Genomic DNA, 17,975 nt, shown 5'->3' with positions numbered 1-17,975 from the left:
CGGCCACGGCCACGCTGGTTGCCACGGCCGTTGCGCTCGCCGCGCTCGCCGCCCGCCGGTTTGGCAGGCGCCGCCGGAGCGGCTTCCACCACCGGGGCCGGCGCCGGCTTCCCAAGGATCATGTTCATGAGCTTCTTGAAGAAGCCCGGCTCTTCGGTGGCCACCAGTGCCGGCTGGGCCACCGGCTTCGGTGCTTCCACCACGGTGCGGTCGACCAGCGGCGCCGGCTGGGCCGGGGTGATGGTCTTGACCACGGCTTCCTGGCGCGGCTTGGACTCTTCCTTCTCGGCGCGCTTGGCGAAGCCCATGTCGGTGTCGGCCTGCTCGGCCAGCGTGTAGCTCGCCTGCACGTTCTCGAGGCGCGGATCGTCGTGCTTGATGCGCTCCAGCTTGTAGTGCGGCGTTTCCAGGTGCTTGTTCGGTACCAGGATCACGTTGATGCGGTGGCGGTTCTCGATCTTCATGACCTCGCCGCGCTTCTCGTTCAGCAGGAAGGCGCACACGTCGACCGGCACCTGCACGTGGATGGTGGCCGAGTTCTCCTTCATCGCCTCTTCCTGGATGATGCGCAGGACTTGCAGGGCGGACGATTCGGTATCGCGGATGTGGCCGGTGCCCGAGCAGCGCGGGCAGGTCACGTGCGAGCCTTCCGACAGCGACGGACGCAGGCGCTGGCGCGACAGTTCCATCAGGCCGAAACGCGAGATCTTGCCCATCTGGACGCGCGCACGGTCATGGTGCAGGGCGTCCTTCAGGCGGGTTTCCACCTCGCGCTGGTTCTTGGCCACTTCCATGTCGATGAAGTCGATCACGATCAGGCCGCCCAGGTCGCGCAGGCGCAGCTGGCGGGCCACTTCGTCGGCCGCTTCCAGGTTGGTGTTGAGCGCGGTGGTCTCGATGTCCGAGCCACGGGTGGCGCGCGCCGAGTTCACGTCCACCGAGACCAGCGCCTCGGTGTGGTCGATCACGATCGCGCCGCCGGAGGGCAGGGGGACCGTGCGCGAGTAGGCGGTTTCGATCTGGTGCTCGATCTGGAAGCGCGAGAACAGGGGCACGTCGTCCGAGTAGCGCTTGACGCGATGGACCATGTCCGGCATCACGTGGCTCATGAACTGGTGCGCCTGGTCGTAGATCTCGTCGGTGTCGATCAGGATCTCGCCGATGTCCGGCTGGTAGTAGTCGCGGATCGCGCGGATCACGAGCGACGATTCCTGGTAGATCAGGAACGGGCCCGGGGCCGACTTGGCCGCGCCTTCGATCGCGCGCCACAGCTGCATCAGGTAGTTCAGGTCCCACTGCAGTTCGTCGACGGTGCGGCCGATGCCGGCGGTGCGGGCGATGACCGACATGCCGGACGGGATGTCCAGCTTGTCCATGGTCTCGCGCAGCTCCTGGCGCTCTTCGCCCTCGACACGGCGCGACACGCCGCCGCCGCGCGGGTTATTCGGCATCAGCACAAGGTAGCGGCCGGCCAGGGAGATGAACGAGGTCAGGGCGGCGCCCTTGTTGCCGCGTTCTTCCTTTTCGACCTGGACCATGATCTCCTGGCCCTCGCGCAGCGCATCCTTGATGGTGGCACTGCGGACGTCGACGCCGTCGCGGAAGTAGGTGCGCGCGACCTCCTTAAAAGGCAAAAAGCCATGGCGGTCTTCGCCATAGCTTACGAAACAGGCTTCGAGCGAGGGCTCGATGCGTGTGATCACGCCTTTGTAGATATTCGACTTGCGCTGCTCGCGGCCGGCGGTTTCGATGTCGATGTCGATCAGTTTCTGACCGTCGACGATCGCGACGCGCAGCTCCTCCTGCTGCGTCGCGTTGAACAACATGCGTTTCATTTTTTATTTAACTCCGCACCCCGTGGGGCTTCTGTAAAGTACAGGGGATGTACGCACGAGGCGGAGCTTGGAGGTGGGTATGCCCAGGCATGCGGCAGCTTCGCTGCCACAACAGGCGCATGGCGACGACCAGCGTCAGGCCGAGTCCACCCGGCGCCGTACGCCACGGCGCGCTGCCATCTGAAGGCGCGCGGCGGGCAGGCCAATGCCTGGGTGAATGGGGCCGCGGCCGGCATGCATACAAGGTATGCTGCGGGCCACTGCGGCCGCATGTAACGGCAAGCGTCAGTAACGCCATTCTCCCCCCAGCTGCCGGACCGGCGGCTGGCGGGTACTTATCCTTACTAATCCAAACTATCCGATTCTTCATCCCTGCGCGGCGACCCGATCGCCACACTACCGGTTGCAACCCTGGTTCGCGCAAGGATGTGCGTACACGTTTTTTCCATCGTATTTGCTCAAATAGGCGAGGCCGATGGAGACGCCCCTGTGTAAAATATCGTTTTAATTCTTACACCTGCAGAGGTTTAGAACCCCGCGTGTCGATTATATATTCAAAATGAAGGACTTAGAGAGAATTTCTACGCCTCAAGCCCAATTCGTGACAATCACGGACGAAGAAGCCGGACAGCGGATCGACAACTACCTTTTGCGTGTGTGTAAAGGCGTCCCCAAGAGCCACATCTACCGGATCCTGCGCTCCGGGGAGGTGCGGGTGAACAAGGGGCGGATCGACCAGTTGTACCGGCTGGCAAGTGGCGACGTGGTGCGCATTCCGCCGGTGCGGGTGGCAGAAAAAGCGACAAGCGCCGTGGCGCCGGGCGCCGAGTTTCCCATCCTGTTCGAGGACGCGCACCTGCTCATCGTGGACAAGCCGGCCGGCGTGGCCGTGCATGGCGGGTCGGGCGTGTCCTACGGCGTGATCGAGCAGCTGCGTGCCGCGCGTCCCGACGCCAAGTTCCTGGAACTGGTGCACCGGCTGGACCGGGAAACGTCCGGCCTGCTGTTGCTCGCCAAGAAACGTTCCGCGTTGACCAATCTGCACGAACAAATGCGCGACGGCGTGACCGACAAGCGCTACTTGGCGATGGTCGCGGGCGACTGGAAGAACAAGCGACAGCACGTGAAGCTGCCGCTGCACAAGTACACGACGCCCGATGGCGAGCGGCGGGTGGTGGTGCAGGCGGGCGGGCAGGAATCGCACACCGTATTTACGTTGCTGCGCAAGTTTGCGGACCAGTTCGCGCTGCTTGAAGCCGAGCTCAAGACGGGCCGCACGCACCAGATCCGTGTGCACTTGGCCTCGTCCGGCTTTCCCATCCTCGGCGATGAGAAATACGGCGATTTTGCGCTCAACAAGCAGCTTCAGAAGGCAACGGCCGCACGCGGGCCGCTCAAGCGCATGTTCCTGCATGCCCACAAGATCACTTTCACGCACCCCGACACGGGCAAGCCGGTGACGGTCTCCGCTCCGCTGCCTGCGGAGTGCGAGCGTTTCTTGGTAAGCTTGGGCGGTGCAGTACAGACTGAATCGAAGAAGGAGCCGGCTGCCTGAGGCCGGATGAGATGGCAAGAAAGAAATATGATCTGATCGTGTTCGACTGGGACGGAACGCTGATGGACAGCACCGCCACCATCGTCAAATCGATCCAGCACGCCGCCCGCGACCTCGGGCTGCCGGTGCCGAAGGACGATGCCGCCGCGCACGTGATCGGCCTCGGCCTGCAGGAAGCCATGCGCGCCGTGATGCCGGACATCGACCCGGCGCTGTACCCCAAGATGGTGGAGCGCTACCGCTACCATTTCCTGACGAAGGACCACGAACTGGAGCTGTTCGCCGGCGTTCGCGAGATGTTGGAGGAACTTGCGGCCAGCGCCTACTTCCTGGCGGTGGCCACCGGCAAGAGCCGGGTTGGATTGAACCGGGCCTTGAATGGCGTGGGCCTGCTGGGCACTTTCCACGCCACCCGTTGCGCGGACGAGACGTTTTCCAAACCGCACCCCGCCATGCTGCACGAGCTGACCCGCGAGCTGGGCCAGGACCTGCGGCGCACCGTTATGATCGGCGACACCACGCATGATCTGCTGATGGCGAGCAACGCCGGGGCGCACGGGATCGCGGTGCAGTACGGTGCGCATCCGGTCGACCAGCTGCACAGCTGCGACCACGTCTACTCGGCAAAAACGGTGGCAGAACTGCACAATTGGCTGGCGGAGAACGCGTGATGAGTGCAGATCGCATCCTGATCTGTGCCTCGGACCAGGTCGCGGAAGGCGGCCGCGGCGTGCGCTTTCCGGTGCGCGCCTTCGGCTACGACGCAACCGGCTTCGTGGTGCGCTACGACGGCCAGGCCTACGGCTATCTGAACCAGTGCGCGCACGTGCCGGTGGAGCTGGACTGGGTCGAAGGCGAGTTCTTCGAGTCCAGCGGCCTGTACATCATGTGCGCCACCCACGGTGCGATCTATGTGCCGGAGACCGGCCATTGTGCCGGTGGCCCGTGCAAAGGCGGCCGTTTGCGCCCGATTAGCGTGCAGGAAGAGGATAATCAGATTTTTTGGCAGCCGGATGAGTACATCCGTCCACCGGCCGCCTGAGGACAGCCCCCATTCATGAGCGAACAATTTCCGCCACCGCCGCCGCCCAACGTCCCGCCGGGCGCACCCGAGATGAAGAACTGGGAGCGCGAGACGCTGGAAAAGCTGGTCTTTGCCACCGTCAAGGAAAACCGCGCCGCGCGGCGCTGGAGCATCTTCTTCCGCTTTCTGTACCTGTTCATCGCGTTTTTCGCGCTGTGGGCCTACTTCGACTTCGACTTCTCGGGCGCGGATGCTGAGCTCGGCCGCCACACGGCCTTGATTGAAATTGACGGCGAAATCGCCGACGAAGGCACCGGATCGGCCGATTCGGTGATTCCGTCGCTGAACAAGGCTTTTCTGGACCGCGGCTCGGCGGCCATCATCCTGCGTATCAACAGCCCGGGCGGCAGCCCGGTGCAGGCGGGCGAGATCGTGGACGAGATCAACCGCCTCAAGAAGGGGTATCCAGACAAGCCGGTGTACGTGGTGGTGGACGAAATCTGCGCCTCGGGCGGGTACTACATCGCGTCGGCCGCGGACAAGATCTATGTGAATAAGGCCAGCATCGTCGGTTCGGTCGGCGTGCTGATGGACGGTTTCGGCTTCACCGGGCTGATGGACAAGCTGGGCATCGAGCGCAGGCTGCTGACGGCGGGCCAGAACAAAGGCTTCATGGATCCGTTCAGCCCGCAGTCGGCCAAGCACAAGGAATACGCGCAGGAGATGCTGAACGAGATTCACCAGCAGTTCATCGACGTGGTGCGTAAGGGGCGCGGCAAGCGGCTGCATGAAACGCCGGAGATGTTTTCCGGGCTGTTCTGGACGGGCGCGCGCGCGGTGCAGATGGGCTTGGCGGACGGGTTCGGCACGGTCGATTCCGTGGCGCGCGACGTGGTCAAGGCCGAGGACGTGGTGGACTACACTCAACGTGAAGGCCTGCCGGAGCGGGTGCTGAAGAAGTTTGGCGCATCGGTGGGGGCGGGGGCCGTGAAGTCGCTATACCACGGGCCGCATCCAACGCTGCGTTGAGCGCCGGCGATGGGGGCGGACTGCGCGGGCTGCGCATGAAAAAAGCGCACCTCTTCAGCGCGCTTTACCTTGCGTTGTCTCAGACTTGTTCTATATTGTCTGTGTAGTTCAGGTCAAGGCCGCCGAAAAAAAGCTTGGCACCAACTAGCCGGGTCTGAACTGCGGACCGCACGCCCACGTGCGGCGTTGAGTGAATTGCATATTCCTCACTTATGTCCCGGGCGGGACAGAAAACGACGGTTCAAGCCGTCGTTTTCTTTTTCAGTCTTCGCACGTGGCGGGGGCCTGGGCCGGCAGTTCGTCGCGGCGCAGGCCGCCTTCCAGCAGCCACCGTTCGAAGGCTTGTTCCTGGCGGCGGTAGAAGCGCGCCTGAACGCTGGCGCGCAGCAGCATCCCGCCGCGCTCGGTCAAGGCGGAGGCGCCCAGCTGCCAGCGCGCGATCGCGACCCGGGCCCGGAGAGCGGCGACTTCTTCCAGCATCGCGTTCTTCCCCGTGTCCGCCTCGATTGCTGCCCGGTCTGTGCTCGCATTGCCTTTAACTTGGTGGGTCATGATCGGTCCTTTGCTGAGTTGATCTGGAAGTTGGGTAAGGAAATTCCTAACGTCGAAACAGAGTTTAACTACCGGAAAGGTAGGAGATTTGAGATTGCTCAAACGTTTGCTAGGACAAAGTGAACATCTGTTTCAGCGCGGCGATCTGTTAAAGTGCCGCCATGAAGAAACTGACATTGGACCGCATTCTGCAGTCGCAGGGGTTCGGAACGCGCAAATACTGTCGCGCTTTGATTGAAGATGGTGAGGTGAGCGTCAATGGCGAGGTGATTGACGACTATAAGGCCGCGGTCGGAACTGACAATTTGATGCTGACCGTGTTCGGCGAGGAGTGGCTGTACCGCGAGCACGTGTATATCGCCCTGAACAAACCGGCCGACTATGAGTGCTCCCGTAAGCCGAGCCACCATCCGAGTATTCTGACACTGCTGCCGGAACAATTTACCTGGCGCGAGGTGCAACCCGTCGGCCGCCTGGACCATGACACAACCGGCTTGCTGCTGCTGTCCGACGACGGCGCCTTCATCCACGCCCAGTCCTCGCCCAAGCGGCATGTACCCAAGGTCTACCAGGCCACTACGGCCGAACCCGTCACCGACGCGCTGATCCAGCACCTGCTGGGCGGCGTGCAGCTGCACGACGAGCCCGCACCCATCGCCGCCATCCATTGCGTGCAGCGCGGCGAGCACCTGCTGGAGATTGTGCTGGAGCAGGGCAAGTATCACCAGGTCAAGCGCATGCTGGCCGCGGCCGGCAATCATTGCGCGGCCCTGAACCGGTCCGCCATCGGCGGCCTGGAACTGGCGAGCCTGGGCCTGGCCGAAGGCGAATGGGTCCACCTCACTGCGGCCGACCTGGCCAAACTGGCGCCCTCCAGTTGACCCCTCGCGGGGTGGGAGCAGGGTGGGACTGCTCCTACGCACGCGTTCCCTGAGGTAAACTTTCAAACGTTAAATCTGTTGCGTTGAAGTAAAGAACGCGGTACTATCTTTATCAATTTGCAATGTTTAGGTTTCTCTACAGCGATAAACGTTGTAGATGGGTCACTTTTGTTCACTTTTCAGTTAGGCAAATCACTGCGGTAAAGTAAGATTTGTCCTACGTTTCAAGCCCCTTCAGTTACCTCAAGTCCCTCATGCGACACGTCTCTGGTGTTCTGGCCCTCGTACTGGCCACAGCCTCCCTTTTTGCGCACGCCCAAGAATCCGCAATTAACAAAGCGGATCTGCCGGACCCGCGCAGCAGTATCGACCAGTCTCCGGTCAGTGTGGGGGATGTGCCGGTCAATGCTGGCGCCAGCATGCCGGGCCGTATCCGTATCAGCAACGCGGCCAGCCAGGCGACGGACGCCAGCGTGTCTCCGCGGCTGCAAGCAAATACCGGTGCGCGCGATGTGTTGCAGCAACAGGTTGCGGCTGACGCCGTCGGGCCCCAGAAGCGTCAGGTGAACGAATTCCAGAAGTTCGTGCATGAGAGCACGGGCAAGATGTTGCCGCTCTTCGGCAGCGAGTTCTTCGAAAAAGCACCGTCGACCTTTGCGCCGATCCTGAACGCACCAGTCGCCAGCGACTACCCGCTGGGGCCGGGCGATGAAGTGCTGGTCCGCGGCTGGGGCTCGGTGGACATCGACTTCCGCGCCACCATTGACCGCAACGGCAACATTACTATGCCGACCATTGGAACCGTGGCGCTCGGCGGCGTGCGCGCCGGCGAGGCGCCCGGCGTGGTGCGCGCGGCCGTCGACCGCCTGTACAAGGGTGTCACGCTGAATGTGAGTTTCGGCCAGCTGCGCTCGATCACCATCTATGTGGTGGGGCAGGCCAGCCGTCCGGGCACCTACACCGTGTCCAGCTCGTCAACGCTGGTCACCGCGCTGTTCGCCAGCGGCGGGCCGAATGCCACCGGCAGCTTGCGCCACGTGCAGGTGAAGCGTGGCGGCCGCGTCATGGCCGACCTCGACCTGTATTCCTTCATCGCCAAAGGCGACAAGGGCAACGACATCCGTCTGCTCGACGGCGACACGATTTATATTCCGCCGGCGCTTGGCTATGTGGCGCTGATGGGCACCGTGAACAACCCGGCCATCTACGAACTGCTCAGCAAGCAGGACACTCTGGCGACGCTGCTCGACAACGCCGGCGGCATGCCGGTGCTGGCCGACCCGCGCCGCGTCTTGCTGGAACGGATCGATCCGACGCAAAAGCAGCCGCGTACTGTGGAAGAGTTCGCGCTGGACCAGCAGGGCCTCAAGATTGGCCTGCGCAGCGGGGACCTGGTCAACGTGCTGTCGATCACGCCGGATTTCGCCAATGCGGTCGTGCTGCGTGGATATGTCGACCAGCCGCAGCGTGCGCCGTTCCGGCCGGGCATGCATGTGCTCGACCTCATCGGCAGCAAGGAACTGCTGTTGTCGCGTACGGTGCTGCGGAAGCGGAACGGCGAGGTCGGACAGCAGCTTACTGCGCCCAGCTCGGTGGACAGCGTCATTGAAAACGGCGACGACATCAACTGGGAATACGCGGTGATCCAACGGCGTGATCCGAACACCCTGACGGTGTCGGTTATTCCGTTCAACCTCGGCGGCGTGTTCCGCAACCCGAACGGCCCCGACAACGTCGAACTGCAACCAGGCGATGCGGTGACGATCTTCTCGCAGAAAGACGTGCTGGTGCCGGCCGAGCGTCGCCAGATCTACGTGCGCGTCGAAGGCGAAGTCAATGTGCCGGGGATCTACCAGATGACGCCGGGCGATACGCTGCAGACGCTGCTGGCCAAGGCCGGCGGTCCGACCTCGAACGCCTACCTGTTCGGGACGGCGCTGTACCGTGAGCAGGTACGCCGCGAGCAGGAAGTGAACCTGGACAAGGTGGCGCAGCGCCTCGAGCGCGACCTGCGCAATTCGCAGCTGACTTCGTTGTCGGCGGCCACGGCTAGCTCGCCAGCCGATGCACAGCTGATGGAGTCGCGCCGCGCTGCCAATGCCGCTTCCGCCCAAATGGCGATCGCGCGCCTGCGCGAATTGCATCCGACCGGCCGCATTGGCTTTGGCCTGAGCGCGGAGGACCGCTCGTTCAACCGCTTGCCGTCCCTGAAGATGCAGAGTGGCGACCGCCTGGTCATCCCACAGCGTCCTGACTTCGTGCAGATCGTCGGCGCGGTCAACACCGAGTCGGCCGCGCTGTGGAAGCCAGACCTGACGGTGGGCGACTACCTGCGCAGCGCAGGCGTCGCGCAAAGCGCCGACCGCTCCGAGACATTCGTGCTGCGCGCCGATGGCTCGGTAGCGAGCACGGGCGATGGGCGCTGGTTCTCTCGCGGCGTGGAATCGCTGGTGGTCATGCCGGGAGACATGATCGTAGTGCCGGAAAAGGTCAGCGCTGAGACGGCATGGACGCGCTTTGTAGGTGGTGTGAAGGAGTGGTCGCAAATCCTGGCTAACTTTGGTCTGGGTGCCGCCGCCATCAAGGTTCTCAAGTGAACAGCGCCGCGGAGAAAGAAATGACTGTCCTAGACCTCCTTGAGCTGAGCTTGAAACGTTGGCGATATCTCGCCTCGGCGTTCGGGATTTGTCTCCTGATAAGCTTCAGTGTGGCTTGGCTGTTCCCGAACATCTATCGTGCGAACACGAAAATACTCCCACCGCAACAAGCGCAGAGCGGTGCAGCTGCACTACTCGCCCAACTTGGCGGCGTGGCAAGCGCAGCGGCCGGCGCCGCTGGTATCAAGAATCCCAACGACCTGTACGTCGGAATGCTGCACAGCAGAACCATTGCCGACAGTCTGATCGCCCGGTTTCATCTCAAAGATGTCTATGGCCACAAGCTGATGGACTCGACTCGCAATGAGCTGGACGAAAACACCTCGATCACGACCGGTAAGGATGGGCTCATCAACATCGAGGTTGAGGACACCGATCCAAAACGCGCCGCGGCCATTGCCAATGCGTATGCCGATGAGCTCCTGAAACTGACCAAAACGCTGGCCGTCACCGAGGCTGGTCAGCGGCGGCTTTTTTTCGAGCGTCAGTTGGAACAGAGCAAGGAAAACCTGGCTCGTGCCGAAGTGACGCTTAAAAAAGCGATGGGTGCACGCGGTGTGATCAGCGTGGATGCCGAAAGCCGCTCGATCGTTGAAACCGTCGCCCGCCTAAGGGCACTGGTGTCGGCAAAAGAGATCGAACGCCGCACTCTGGCGGCGTTTGTGACTGCTAACAATTCGGATCTGAAGCGCGTTGATGAGGCGATTGCGAGCGCTCGGCTTGAGCTGAGCAAACTGGAAAACGGTGGCGGGAAGTCGGAAGAAGTCGTGGGGACGGCGAACGGTCTGGAGAATATAAAGTTGCTTCGGGACGTGAAGTACCACCAGATGCTGTACGAATTGCTCTCGAAGCAGTACGAGATTGCCCGCCTCGACGAGACCAAGGACTCTTCCATCGTGCAGGTGTTGGATAAGGCGGTTGAGCCGGAACGCAAGGCCAAGCCCGCAAGGGCTCTTATCGCGCTTGCGGCTGGTTGCGCCGGTTTGTTGCTCGCCCTGGCCTGGCTGGTCTTGGCTGAACAACTCGCACATCTGCGGCGCCAACGCGCCACTTGAACCTTTGTCTATGCTCTTTGTGATCGAGCCAAAGCTGGGCGAATGAGATACACGATTCTGATCTCGATCGTTAATATCATCGCCTACATTGCGATGGTTCAGCTGTCTCATCTGTTCGCACCAGGCGAGTACGGTGAGATTGTGTACACGACGAATCTAGTCTCAATGCTGGTGTTTTTCTGCCTCATCGGTCGAACCGAGCATGAGTTGCGCGAAGCAGTTCTGAATAGAGTGCGGGTCAATGCGGCGCCGCTCTTGCTGTCAGGTGTCGCTTTTGTTGCACTCATCATGTGCATTGCTGCGTTCTATCCACCGGTGAGCGGCGGATTCGTTTATGTTGCGCTCCCGCTAGGATTGTCGATGATCGTCAGCGAGTACTTGTCCGTATATTTTCGGGTGGACGGCCGATTTCGAGCCCTGGCGTTTGCCGGAAAGCCGACGAGCCTCCTATACATTCTGCTGGCAGTCTATATTTTGCTGTCGGGAGCACGCGACAGAGCTCTGCTTTTGATGGCCGGCACTGGACTGCTGGCATATGGAGCTGCTTTCGTGTGGTTCGCCTGGCGGCGCCGCGCCTTCGCCTTCCAGATGCGCGCTATTTTCGACCCCCGGTCGATCCCGTTCTGGCTGAGCAGCATTCTATTTTTGGCAAATCTTCAAGCCGGCACTCTGATCCTGGGACATCTGGGCGAACTGAAGGCAGTGGCTGAGTATTCGCTCGCGCTCATGATCGTTACAGTCAGCACTATGATCTATTCGGCCTATTTCTCCGTATACCATCAAGGAACTTTTTATTCCAAGTGGACCGCGGGGCGCAAGGATGCGCTCGGTTTTGTTCTTGGCGCGATCCGCAATGCAGCGCTGCTGAGCGTTCTTATCGCCTGCTGCGCCTTCCTGACGATTCGATTCGGCTATCAGTTCGTCTTCGATCTGCGGAAATATGATCATCTGCTCGCGCTTTCGATCCTGATGCTTCCGATCGTCGTCATCCGTGCATTTTCAACGGCGCTCGGAATCTCTATCAACCTCGAGGATACGATCTGGCGGAAGAATGCCATATCCCTTGGCGCGTACGCGGCGGGCCTGCTGGTGTCCTTGTTGTTCGCTCGAGCCTTTGGAATTTACGGAATCTATTCTGGATTTCTCACCGGCGAATCACTGTTAATGTTCGGCTTTGCCTGGACTTTCGTGGGCCGGCTTAGCAAGGAACGCATGACGGGATATGAGGTCTTTTCCTGCCTTTATGCTGGGTGGCCACTCAGGTTGCTCAGGTGGTGGCGCGTTCAACGGGCGCGGGGGCGGATGCACAAGAAGGTCGTTGTGTGCGGATACTATGGATTCCAGAACCTTGGCGACGACCTGTTCATTTGTGCAGTCGATGAGCCGCTACAGAAGCTGGCTCAAGGCCAGGTGACCGTGACTTATCTGGGGACACCGTTAGAAGGTGTCCCCAGAGAGTGTTTTCCCTTGGCGGCGCGTGCGCTTCCAGCACTTTATCGTGCGGACAATGCGGCGGGTCGATTCTTTCGGAGCTTGCTCAAGTTCTATTACTCTGCAGCGGCAGACTTCGTTCTCTTTGCCGGTGGATCCCTGTTTTCTGAACCATCGAATTCGCGTATCGCGCTGGATCGTATGCTGGTAGCAGCGGGAGTGCGGTTCATCGGACTGGGTATCTCAATCGGACCCTTCAAGGATGCTGCCGGACAGCGGCAGGTTATCGACTACTGCCGAATCTTTGAGCTCATGCACGTGCGGGACCAGCGCTCTCTCAGTCTCTTGCAAGACGCAGGCCTGCGGGCGGAACTCACTAGCGATATCGTTTTCTCCCTGTCTCTGGGAGCGGATGTCACGCAAGGCGCCAGGGAGAGCACGCGGGTCCTATTTGTGCCGGTGCCGCTAACCGGCGCCTGGGCGGACGTACAAGCCAGACTGCTTGATGACGCCCGAGCGGTGGCGCAGCGCCGGGGCTGGAAGTTCGAGGTCTGCTCCTTCCAGCCTGGCGGAGGACGCCCCGATCCTATCGCGCGTCAGTATTCAGGCGACATCGCGGATTTCCTGCGCTGGGTGGAGGGGTTCGACTACGTCGTCACTGCCAGGCTGCATGGCGCAATCATTGCAGCCATTCTCGGCATACCGTTCTACCTCCTTCAACATCATACGAAGTGTACTGACTGCCTGAGCGAACTCGGTTGGCCAGGGGAGAATCGGCGTTCGCCCGGGTCTTTTGTCGATTTCCTGAAGTCCGCTGAGTCATTCGGCCATGGTGTGGAAGTCCGTAACGAAAAGGGGCGTGCCGCCGACGCAATCCGCGATGTCATCATGTACATGCTGGAGACGCGGCCGCATGCGGCTATCGCAAATGGGTCGGAGCTGAGTGCCACATGATTCAGTCCTATCGCTTTTCGATTGTGGTGCCGGTCTATAACCGGGAATGGTGCCTCGACCGGGCGCTGCGCTCCGCGGATGCTTTTGCGAGGGCTCTGGCCGAACCTGTGGAGGTCGTCGTTGTTGATGATGGCTCAACCGATCGTTCTTCGGCCATCGCCATGGGCTGGCTGTTTCCAGCTGAACCGACGCTCTTGCATGTCCGGTTGATTACACATCTGCGCAACCGCGGGGTGTGCGCGGCGAAGAACACCGGAGCCTTCGCATGTGCCGGGAAATGGATTGTCTTTCTCGATTCGGATGATGAGTTGCTTCCTCAAAACGCTCGCCAAGTCAGCCAGAAGATCGAAGCCCATGACAACTCGCCACTTCAATTTTTTGAGTGTGTGCGCGACGAAGAGATATGTCTACCCGGAGACGGGCGATCAAGAAGCTTCAACCTGGACGGTTTGCTCTTGGGAGAAACGGGCGGGGAAAAGCTCCCCGTCGTGCTAGCGGAACTATTTCGCGCGTGTCCGTATGATGAGGACTTGAGGGGGTATGAAAGCCTCAGCTATATGCGCATGCTTCGCAGCGCGGCGGGAACCGTACATCAAGTGCACGCGCGTCGCTATCATACCGGGCACGATGATCGACTCTCATCCCGGGCCGGGCTGCGCAAACGCTACCATGAACTTGCGGTCGGCCATTCGCGGGTCATTCGCGAGCATCGTGCAGTGCTTTCATCGGCTGCATTACTTGTGCAAGTCATGCGCCTCGCGAAGGCCAAGATCTGGTCGTGGTTGCCGCTATGAGAGGAGCTTCCCCGCAACCCGGCCTCAGCGCATGGACGGCCCTGTTCTTTTCTTCCGCCCTGCTAATTACAGCGGTTGTGTCCTATCTCGCGCCCATCCGGGGCATTAATCCGTTTTCCGATCTGGGGATCTACGAGTCCATTTACAACAATTTCTCGCTGATCGACGTCCCCGGTCTCATGCTGCGTTATGAGCCGGGGTTTGTGCTGCTCACGTGGTTCTGCAGCCACGTCATGGACTTCTCCACATTTCTCCGGCTCGTCGATCTAGTGATCCTATGGAGCTTTTTTTTGCTCTTGTTACGGTACTGCGGCCGGGAATGGTTTTGCGGTCTGGTCGCATTGCTCTTCTTTTTCCTGTTCCCTCCGTTCCACTCGATTTCCGCCGTGGTGATCCGACAGGGCGTGGCGACCATTTTTTTCTTCCGGTTTCTGGCCCGCGACGGATTTGCGGAGTATCGTGCCCGCGGCACTTACGTATTTGTCGCGCTCATGCTCCTGTTTCACTACTCGTCGATTTTCGCATTGCTCGCGGTGGCACTTGAAGGCGCCACTTGGCGCTGGCCGCGGTTTGCCTTCCAGGCCTGGCTGCTTTTGACGGTTGGCTATGTGCTCGGCATCACGGGTGAGATAGGAAAGCATATGTACGAGATGGCCGGTTTGAACGTGGCGACCCTCGAGGCGATGAATGAGAACGCCGATCTGGTGTACACAGTGGGTTTCAAGCCCGGTTTTCTTCTCGTGTCCACCTTCTTCGTGCTACTACCGCGCTTGCTGATCTTTTTGCGGGTCTCGCATGCTGACCCTCGGACGCTGTATTCGCAGCGGATATTCCGTGTGTACTTCATGATCAACGGGCTGGCAACGCTCACGGCCATGATGCCGTACCACGACCGGTTCTTCCTCTGGTCGTGGGTAATGGGGGCAGCGCTGATCGTCGTGCCTTTACGGGCCGGGCAGACGAGCGGGGAGGGGCGGGCTTGATTATCCACGTTATTACGGGTCTCGATATTGGTGGTGCTGAATTAATGTTGCAGAGAGTGGTATTGCAACGGCAGGGGCAAACCGGTGCGGCGGACTTGGTGGTCAGCCTGACGTCCATTGGTTCGGTGGGGGAAGGCTTGAGACGCGCAGGGGTGGAAGTGATCGCGCTGGATATGGTGTCTCCAGCCATGCTCCCGTCGGCGATTGCCCGGCTGGTGCGACTGTTCAAAGAACGCAAGCCCGAGATTGTTCAGACCTGGATGTACCACGCGGATCTGCTTGGAGGACTTGTGGCGAAGCTTGCCGGTGTGTCTTATGTGGTTTGGGGGATCCGTACTACAGAAATCGCCGCCACCAGCGGGCAGTTGACGCGCCTCATTCGGTGGATGTGTGCTCGCCTTTCCGGAACCGTTCCATCGATTATTTTGTGCGCCGCCGATGCATCCCGCCGGAGCCATGCGGCGATCGGATATCGCGCCGACATCATGCGGGTTATTCCCAACGGGTTCGACTTACAGCGATTCCGGCGGGATGACGGCAGGCGCGCGGATTTTCGAGCCCGCATGGGGATACCGGCCGACGCGCTGGTCATCGCCAGCATCGGTCGCTATCACCCCGTTAAAAATCACCCGCTATTTCTGGAAGCGGCGGCCAGCGCCTGCAACGCTCTGCCTAAGGCCGTGTTTGTCATGGCAGGGCGGCATGTCCATCCATCAAATCAGGAGCTGCACGGTTTGACCGTCGCCAGCGGCGCGCCAGAGCGGTTCCATCTTCTCGGCGAGGTCCGGGATGTGGAGGCATTGCTGGCAGCGACCGATATTCTCTGCATGCATTCGCTCAGCGAAGGATTCCCGAATATTGTCGCCGAGGCCATGTGCTGCGAGGTCCCTTGCGTGGTGACCGATGTTGGAGATGCAGCCCTCCTGGTCGGGGCAACCGGCACTGTGGTTCCCTCCGGTGATGCAGAAGGCTTGGCCGCCGCGCTGATCGAAATGGCCCGCCGCACGGATATTGAACGGCGTGAACTCGGGCGCCTCGCACGCAGCGTTGTCGAAGGGCAGTTTTCCATGCAAGCGTGTGTCGAGCAGTTCGACGCTCTGTATTCCAGTCTTCGAGCGGGCGGCGGCGAGGTGAACGCATGTTGATTGCCTATCGCCGAATGAGGGGGCTGTCCCTGTGCGAACTGTATTTCGCGGATCAGCGTCACGTGGAGGCCACGGCAGATGTGGTGCTCTACCTGCAGTCTGCCCAGCGGACCAGTCCACGGGCAGTGGAGTTCCGGACTTGCGTGGTCGATCTCGGCTTCGACCGGGACGATCTGCTGAGCCGGATGCGCAAGCAGGTCGCCTATGAAATCCGGCGTGCGGATCAACGCGATTCTGCCAGTTTCGTTATCGAAGACCAGCCGAACGGTGCCGCCATCGACACCTTCTTGGCCTTCTACAACGAGTTTGCGTTTGCGAAGCGCATACGCCCCGGGAATTCCTTGAAGCTGAAAGCGCTTGCGGCGGCGGGCGGGCTGCGGCTGGTCGCAGCGTCACACTCGGAACATGGCCTTATGGCAGCTCACGCCTATATCTGTGACGGCACGCGCGCGCGGCTCCTCTATTCCGCCGCGCGGCGTGACGAGCAGATCCGCCAGCTCACAGGCCGTATTAACAAGCTCCTGCATTGGCGCATGATCAATCACTTCAAGTCCAGTGGTTTCAAGGTGTACGACTTTGGGGGGATTTCAGGAAGCCGGGAATTGCAGTCCATTGATGAATTCAAGCTGTCCTTCGGCGCCGTAGTCATGACCGAGTTCAACGATATGTGTGCGACGTCGGTGCGCGGACGTATGGCTCTGGGTCTGCTCCGGATGGTTTCGTTTTTTCGACGCAAATGAGTCCCACATGAATCTAGCGCGCTTACTCAAAAACCTGGCTCGTGATTTGCGGTATGGGCAATTCCTGGGGGGAGTCAAGAAAACGCCGTTTGGCGACACGGGCGCCTATGACACCGCCAATTCCGACTATGCGGCGCTGGAGGAAATTTTCGCTGACGAATTGCCTCAAGCGTCAGTACTGGTGGATGTCGGATGTGGAAAAGGACGGGTTCTGAATTACTGGTTGAGCCGCTTTCCCGGCTCGCGAATCGTCGGGATCGAGCTTGATCCCGAGGTTGCCAGCGAAACCGCGAAACGGCTGTCGCGCTACCGCAATGTCGAGATTCGCTGTGGCGACGCGTGCCAACTCCTACCTCCCGAGACCACGCTGGTCTATATGTTCAACCCGTTTTCCGAGCCGGTGATGAAGGGCTTCCTCGCCGCCGTAAGAAGCTGCGCGAGAGCATCTAGGCGGAACATTCGAATCGTTTATTACAACCCGATGCATGTGAATGTGTTCAAGGAGGCGCATCATTGCAGTGTCTCGTCGAGGAGTCTGCGCGCGCCCCATCATGGGCTGTATGTCATCGACGTGCAGGCGGAGACCGATTGATGCCGAAGTTTCTGATCCGCTTCGATGATGTCACCCCGCGAATGCGTTGGGACGCATTTCAGCCATTCATCGATCTGGCCGATGAACTGGGACTGCACTACCTCGTCGGCGTCGTCCCGGATTGCCGCGACACGAAACTGAATGTCGATGATGCCCGGCCGCAGTTCTGGGCCGAAGTACGTCGCTGGAAGGACGCAGGCTGGACGATCGCGCAACACGGGTATACCCATGAATACGCCACCCTTGACAGCGGCCTGCTTGGCATCAATAAGCGCTCGGAGTTCGCGGACCTTCCCTACGCGCTGCAGCTCGAAAAGCTGAGCGCCGGGAAGGCGATACTCGAAAGCGAAGGGGTTTGGGAGCCCGTCTTCATGGCGCCCGGCCACTCGTTTGATGACAACACGTTGCGGGCACTTGCAAACTTGGGATTCACCGCCGTTACCGATGGGTATGGGTGCTACCCATACCGCTTGAGAGGAATGCTGGCAGTGCCGCAGTTATTCTCGAGCCCGAAGCACTTCGGGTTGGGCGTGTACACGATCTGCCTGCACTCCAACAATATGTCTATAGAAGCCGTCGAGCGGGCAATCCGCTTCATCCGCACCCAGCGTCATCGGATCATCAGTTTTGCCGAGGCGTCGTCGGTACGCAGTCCATTTCCTCTGATCCCGGCCGTCATGCGGCATGGAAGCGAATGGGCTTTGCGTGCGGCCCGGGCGCTGCGCCACATTCCCGGGAAAACCTGAAC

Annotated in this window: 16 protein-coding genes; 14 read left to right on the top strand and 2 right to left on the bottom strand. The window is 60.6% G+C overall.

Translation table 11 applies throughout. The annotated features are described in order from the left end of the window. Window positions 1-1,835: Rne/Rng family ribonuclease (locus E4L96_RS15895; protein ID WP_181017622.1), on the bottom strand; the 1,835-nt coding region annotated here is incomplete at its 3' end. Between the two features lie 559 nt (window positions 1,836-2,394). On the opposite strand from E4L96_RS15895, the gene E4L96_RS15890 reads away from it, so the two are divergent. From E4L96_RS15890 to E4L96_RS15875, 4 genes are read left to right on the top strand one after another with little or no spacing between them, the layout of a single operon-like run. Continuing rightward, the gene (locus E4L96_RS15890) at window positions 2,395-3,390 is read left to right on the top strand and encodes an RluA family pseudouridine synthase (protein ID WP_135208193.1); all 996 of its coding nucleotides are present in this window, start codon (window positions 2,395-2,397) and stop codon (window positions 3,388-3,390) included. Between the two features lie 11 nt (window positions 3,391-3,401). Next, window positions 3,402-4,061, top strand: a complete 660-nt coding sequence (locus E4L96_RS15885; protein ID WP_135208192.1) for an HAD-IA family hydrolase — start codon at window positions 3,402-3,404, stop codon at window positions 4,059-4,061. Then, window positions 4,061-4,432: a Rieske (2Fe-2S) protein gene (locus tag E4L96_RS15880; protein ID WP_135208191.1), complete on the top strand. Its 372-nt coding sequence runs from the start codon at window positions 4,061-4,063 to the stop codon at window positions 4,430-4,432. The genes E4L96_RS15885 and E4L96_RS15880 overlap by 1 nt, the downstream gene beginning before the upstream one ends. Before the next feature lie 15 nt (window positions 4,433-4,447). Then, on the top strand, window positions 4,448-5,443 hold the full coding sequence (locus tag E4L96_RS15875) for a S49 family peptidase (protein WP_135208190.1): 996 nt from the start codon (window positions 4,448-4,450) through the stop codon (window positions 5,441-5,443). Between the two features lie 261 nt (window positions 5,444-5,704). Here E4L96_RS15875 and E4L96_RS15870 read toward each other — a convergent pair whose 3' ends face one another. Further along, complete coding sequence (locus E4L96_RS15870) at window positions 5,705-5,995, bottom strand: hypothetical protein (RefSeq protein ID WP_135208189.1); 291 nt, start codon at window positions 5,993-5,995, stop codon at window positions 5,705-5,707. Window positions 5,996-6,156: 161 nt separating this feature from the next. On the opposite strand from E4L96_RS15870, the gene E4L96_RS15865 reads away from it, so the two are divergent. The 10 genes from E4L96_RS15865 (at window position 6,157) to E4L96_RS15820 (ending at window position 17,973) form a co-directional block, all read left to right on the top strand. After that, window positions 6,157-6,876, top strand: coding sequence for a pseudouridine synthase (locus E4L96_RS15865; protein ID WP_135208188.1), 720 nt, complete (start codon window positions 6,157-6,159; stop codon window positions 6,874-6,876). A 563-nt stretch (window positions 6,877-7,439) separates the two neighbouring features. Continuing rightward, the gene (locus E4L96_RS15860) at window positions 7,440-9,473 is read left to right on the top strand and encodes a polysaccharide biosynthesis/export family protein (protein WP_229414533.1); all 2,034 of its coding nucleotides are present in this window, start codon (window positions 7,440-7,442) and stop codon (window positions 9,471-9,473) included. 20 nt (window positions 9,474-9,493) lie between these two features. Continuing rightward, entirely contained in the window at window positions 9,494-10,588 is a 1,095-nt protein-coding gene (locus E4L96_RS15855; protein ID WP_135208187.1) for a GNVR domain-containing protein, read from the top strand. Between the two features lie 42 nt (window positions 10,589-10,630). After that, window positions 10,631-12,973, top strand: a complete 2,343-nt coding sequence (locus E4L96_RS15850) for a polysaccharide pyruvyl transferase family protein (protein WP_135208186.1) — start codon at window positions 10,631-10,633, stop codon at window positions 12,971-12,973. Next, entirely contained in the window at window positions 12,970-13,767 is a 798-nt protein-coding gene (locus tag E4L96_RS15845; RefSeq protein ID WP_135208185.1) for a glycosyltransferase family 2 protein, read from the top strand. The genes E4L96_RS15850 and E4L96_RS15845 overlap by 4 nt, the downstream gene beginning before the upstream one ends. Then, entirely contained in the window at window positions 13,752-14,750 is a 999-nt protein-coding gene (locus E4L96_RS15840) for an EpsG family protein (protein WP_135208184.1), read from the top strand. The genes E4L96_RS15845 and E4L96_RS15840 overlap by 16 nt, the downstream gene beginning before the upstream one ends. Further along, the gene (locus E4L96_RS15835) at window positions 14,747-15,895 is read left to right on the top strand and encodes a glycosyltransferase family 4 protein (protein WP_135208183.1); all 1,149 of its coding nucleotides are present in this window, start codon (window positions 14,747-14,749) and stop codon (window positions 15,893-15,895) included. Before E4L96_RS15840 ends, E4L96_RS15835 begins: the two co-directional genes overlap by 4 nt. Continuing rightward, window positions 15,889-16,635, top strand: coding sequence for a GNAT family N-acetyltransferase (locus tag E4L96_RS15830; RefSeq protein ID WP_135208182.1), 747 nt, complete (start codon window positions 15,889-15,891; stop codon window positions 16,633-16,635). The genes E4L96_RS15835 and E4L96_RS15830 overlap by 7 nt, the downstream gene beginning before the upstream one ends. 7 nt (window positions 16,636-16,642) lie before the next feature. After that, a complete protein-coding gene (locus tag E4L96_RS15825; protein WP_135208181.1) occupies window positions 16,643-17,227 on the top strand; it encodes a class I SAM-dependent methyltransferase in 585 nt (194 codons plus the stop codon). Next, window positions 17,227-17,973 (top strand): DUF2334 domain-containing protein, encoded by a 747-nt coding sequence (locus tag E4L96_RS15820; RefSeq protein WP_135208180.1) that lies wholly within the window; start codon window positions 17,227-17,229, stop codon window positions 17,971-17,973. The genes E4L96_RS15825 and E4L96_RS15820 overlap by 1 nt, the downstream gene beginning before the upstream one ends. Window positions 17,974-17,975: the final 2 nt, after the last annotated feature.

It is taken from the genome of Zemynaea arenosa, assembly GCF_004614185.1.
GTDB classification, from domain to species: Bacteria; Pseudomonadota; Gammaproteobacteria; order Burkholderiales; family Burkholderiaceae_D; genus Telluria; species Telluria arenosa.
Note: the sequence above shows the minus strand (reverse complement) of the source record. Positions and strands in the feature narration are given on the sequence as shown.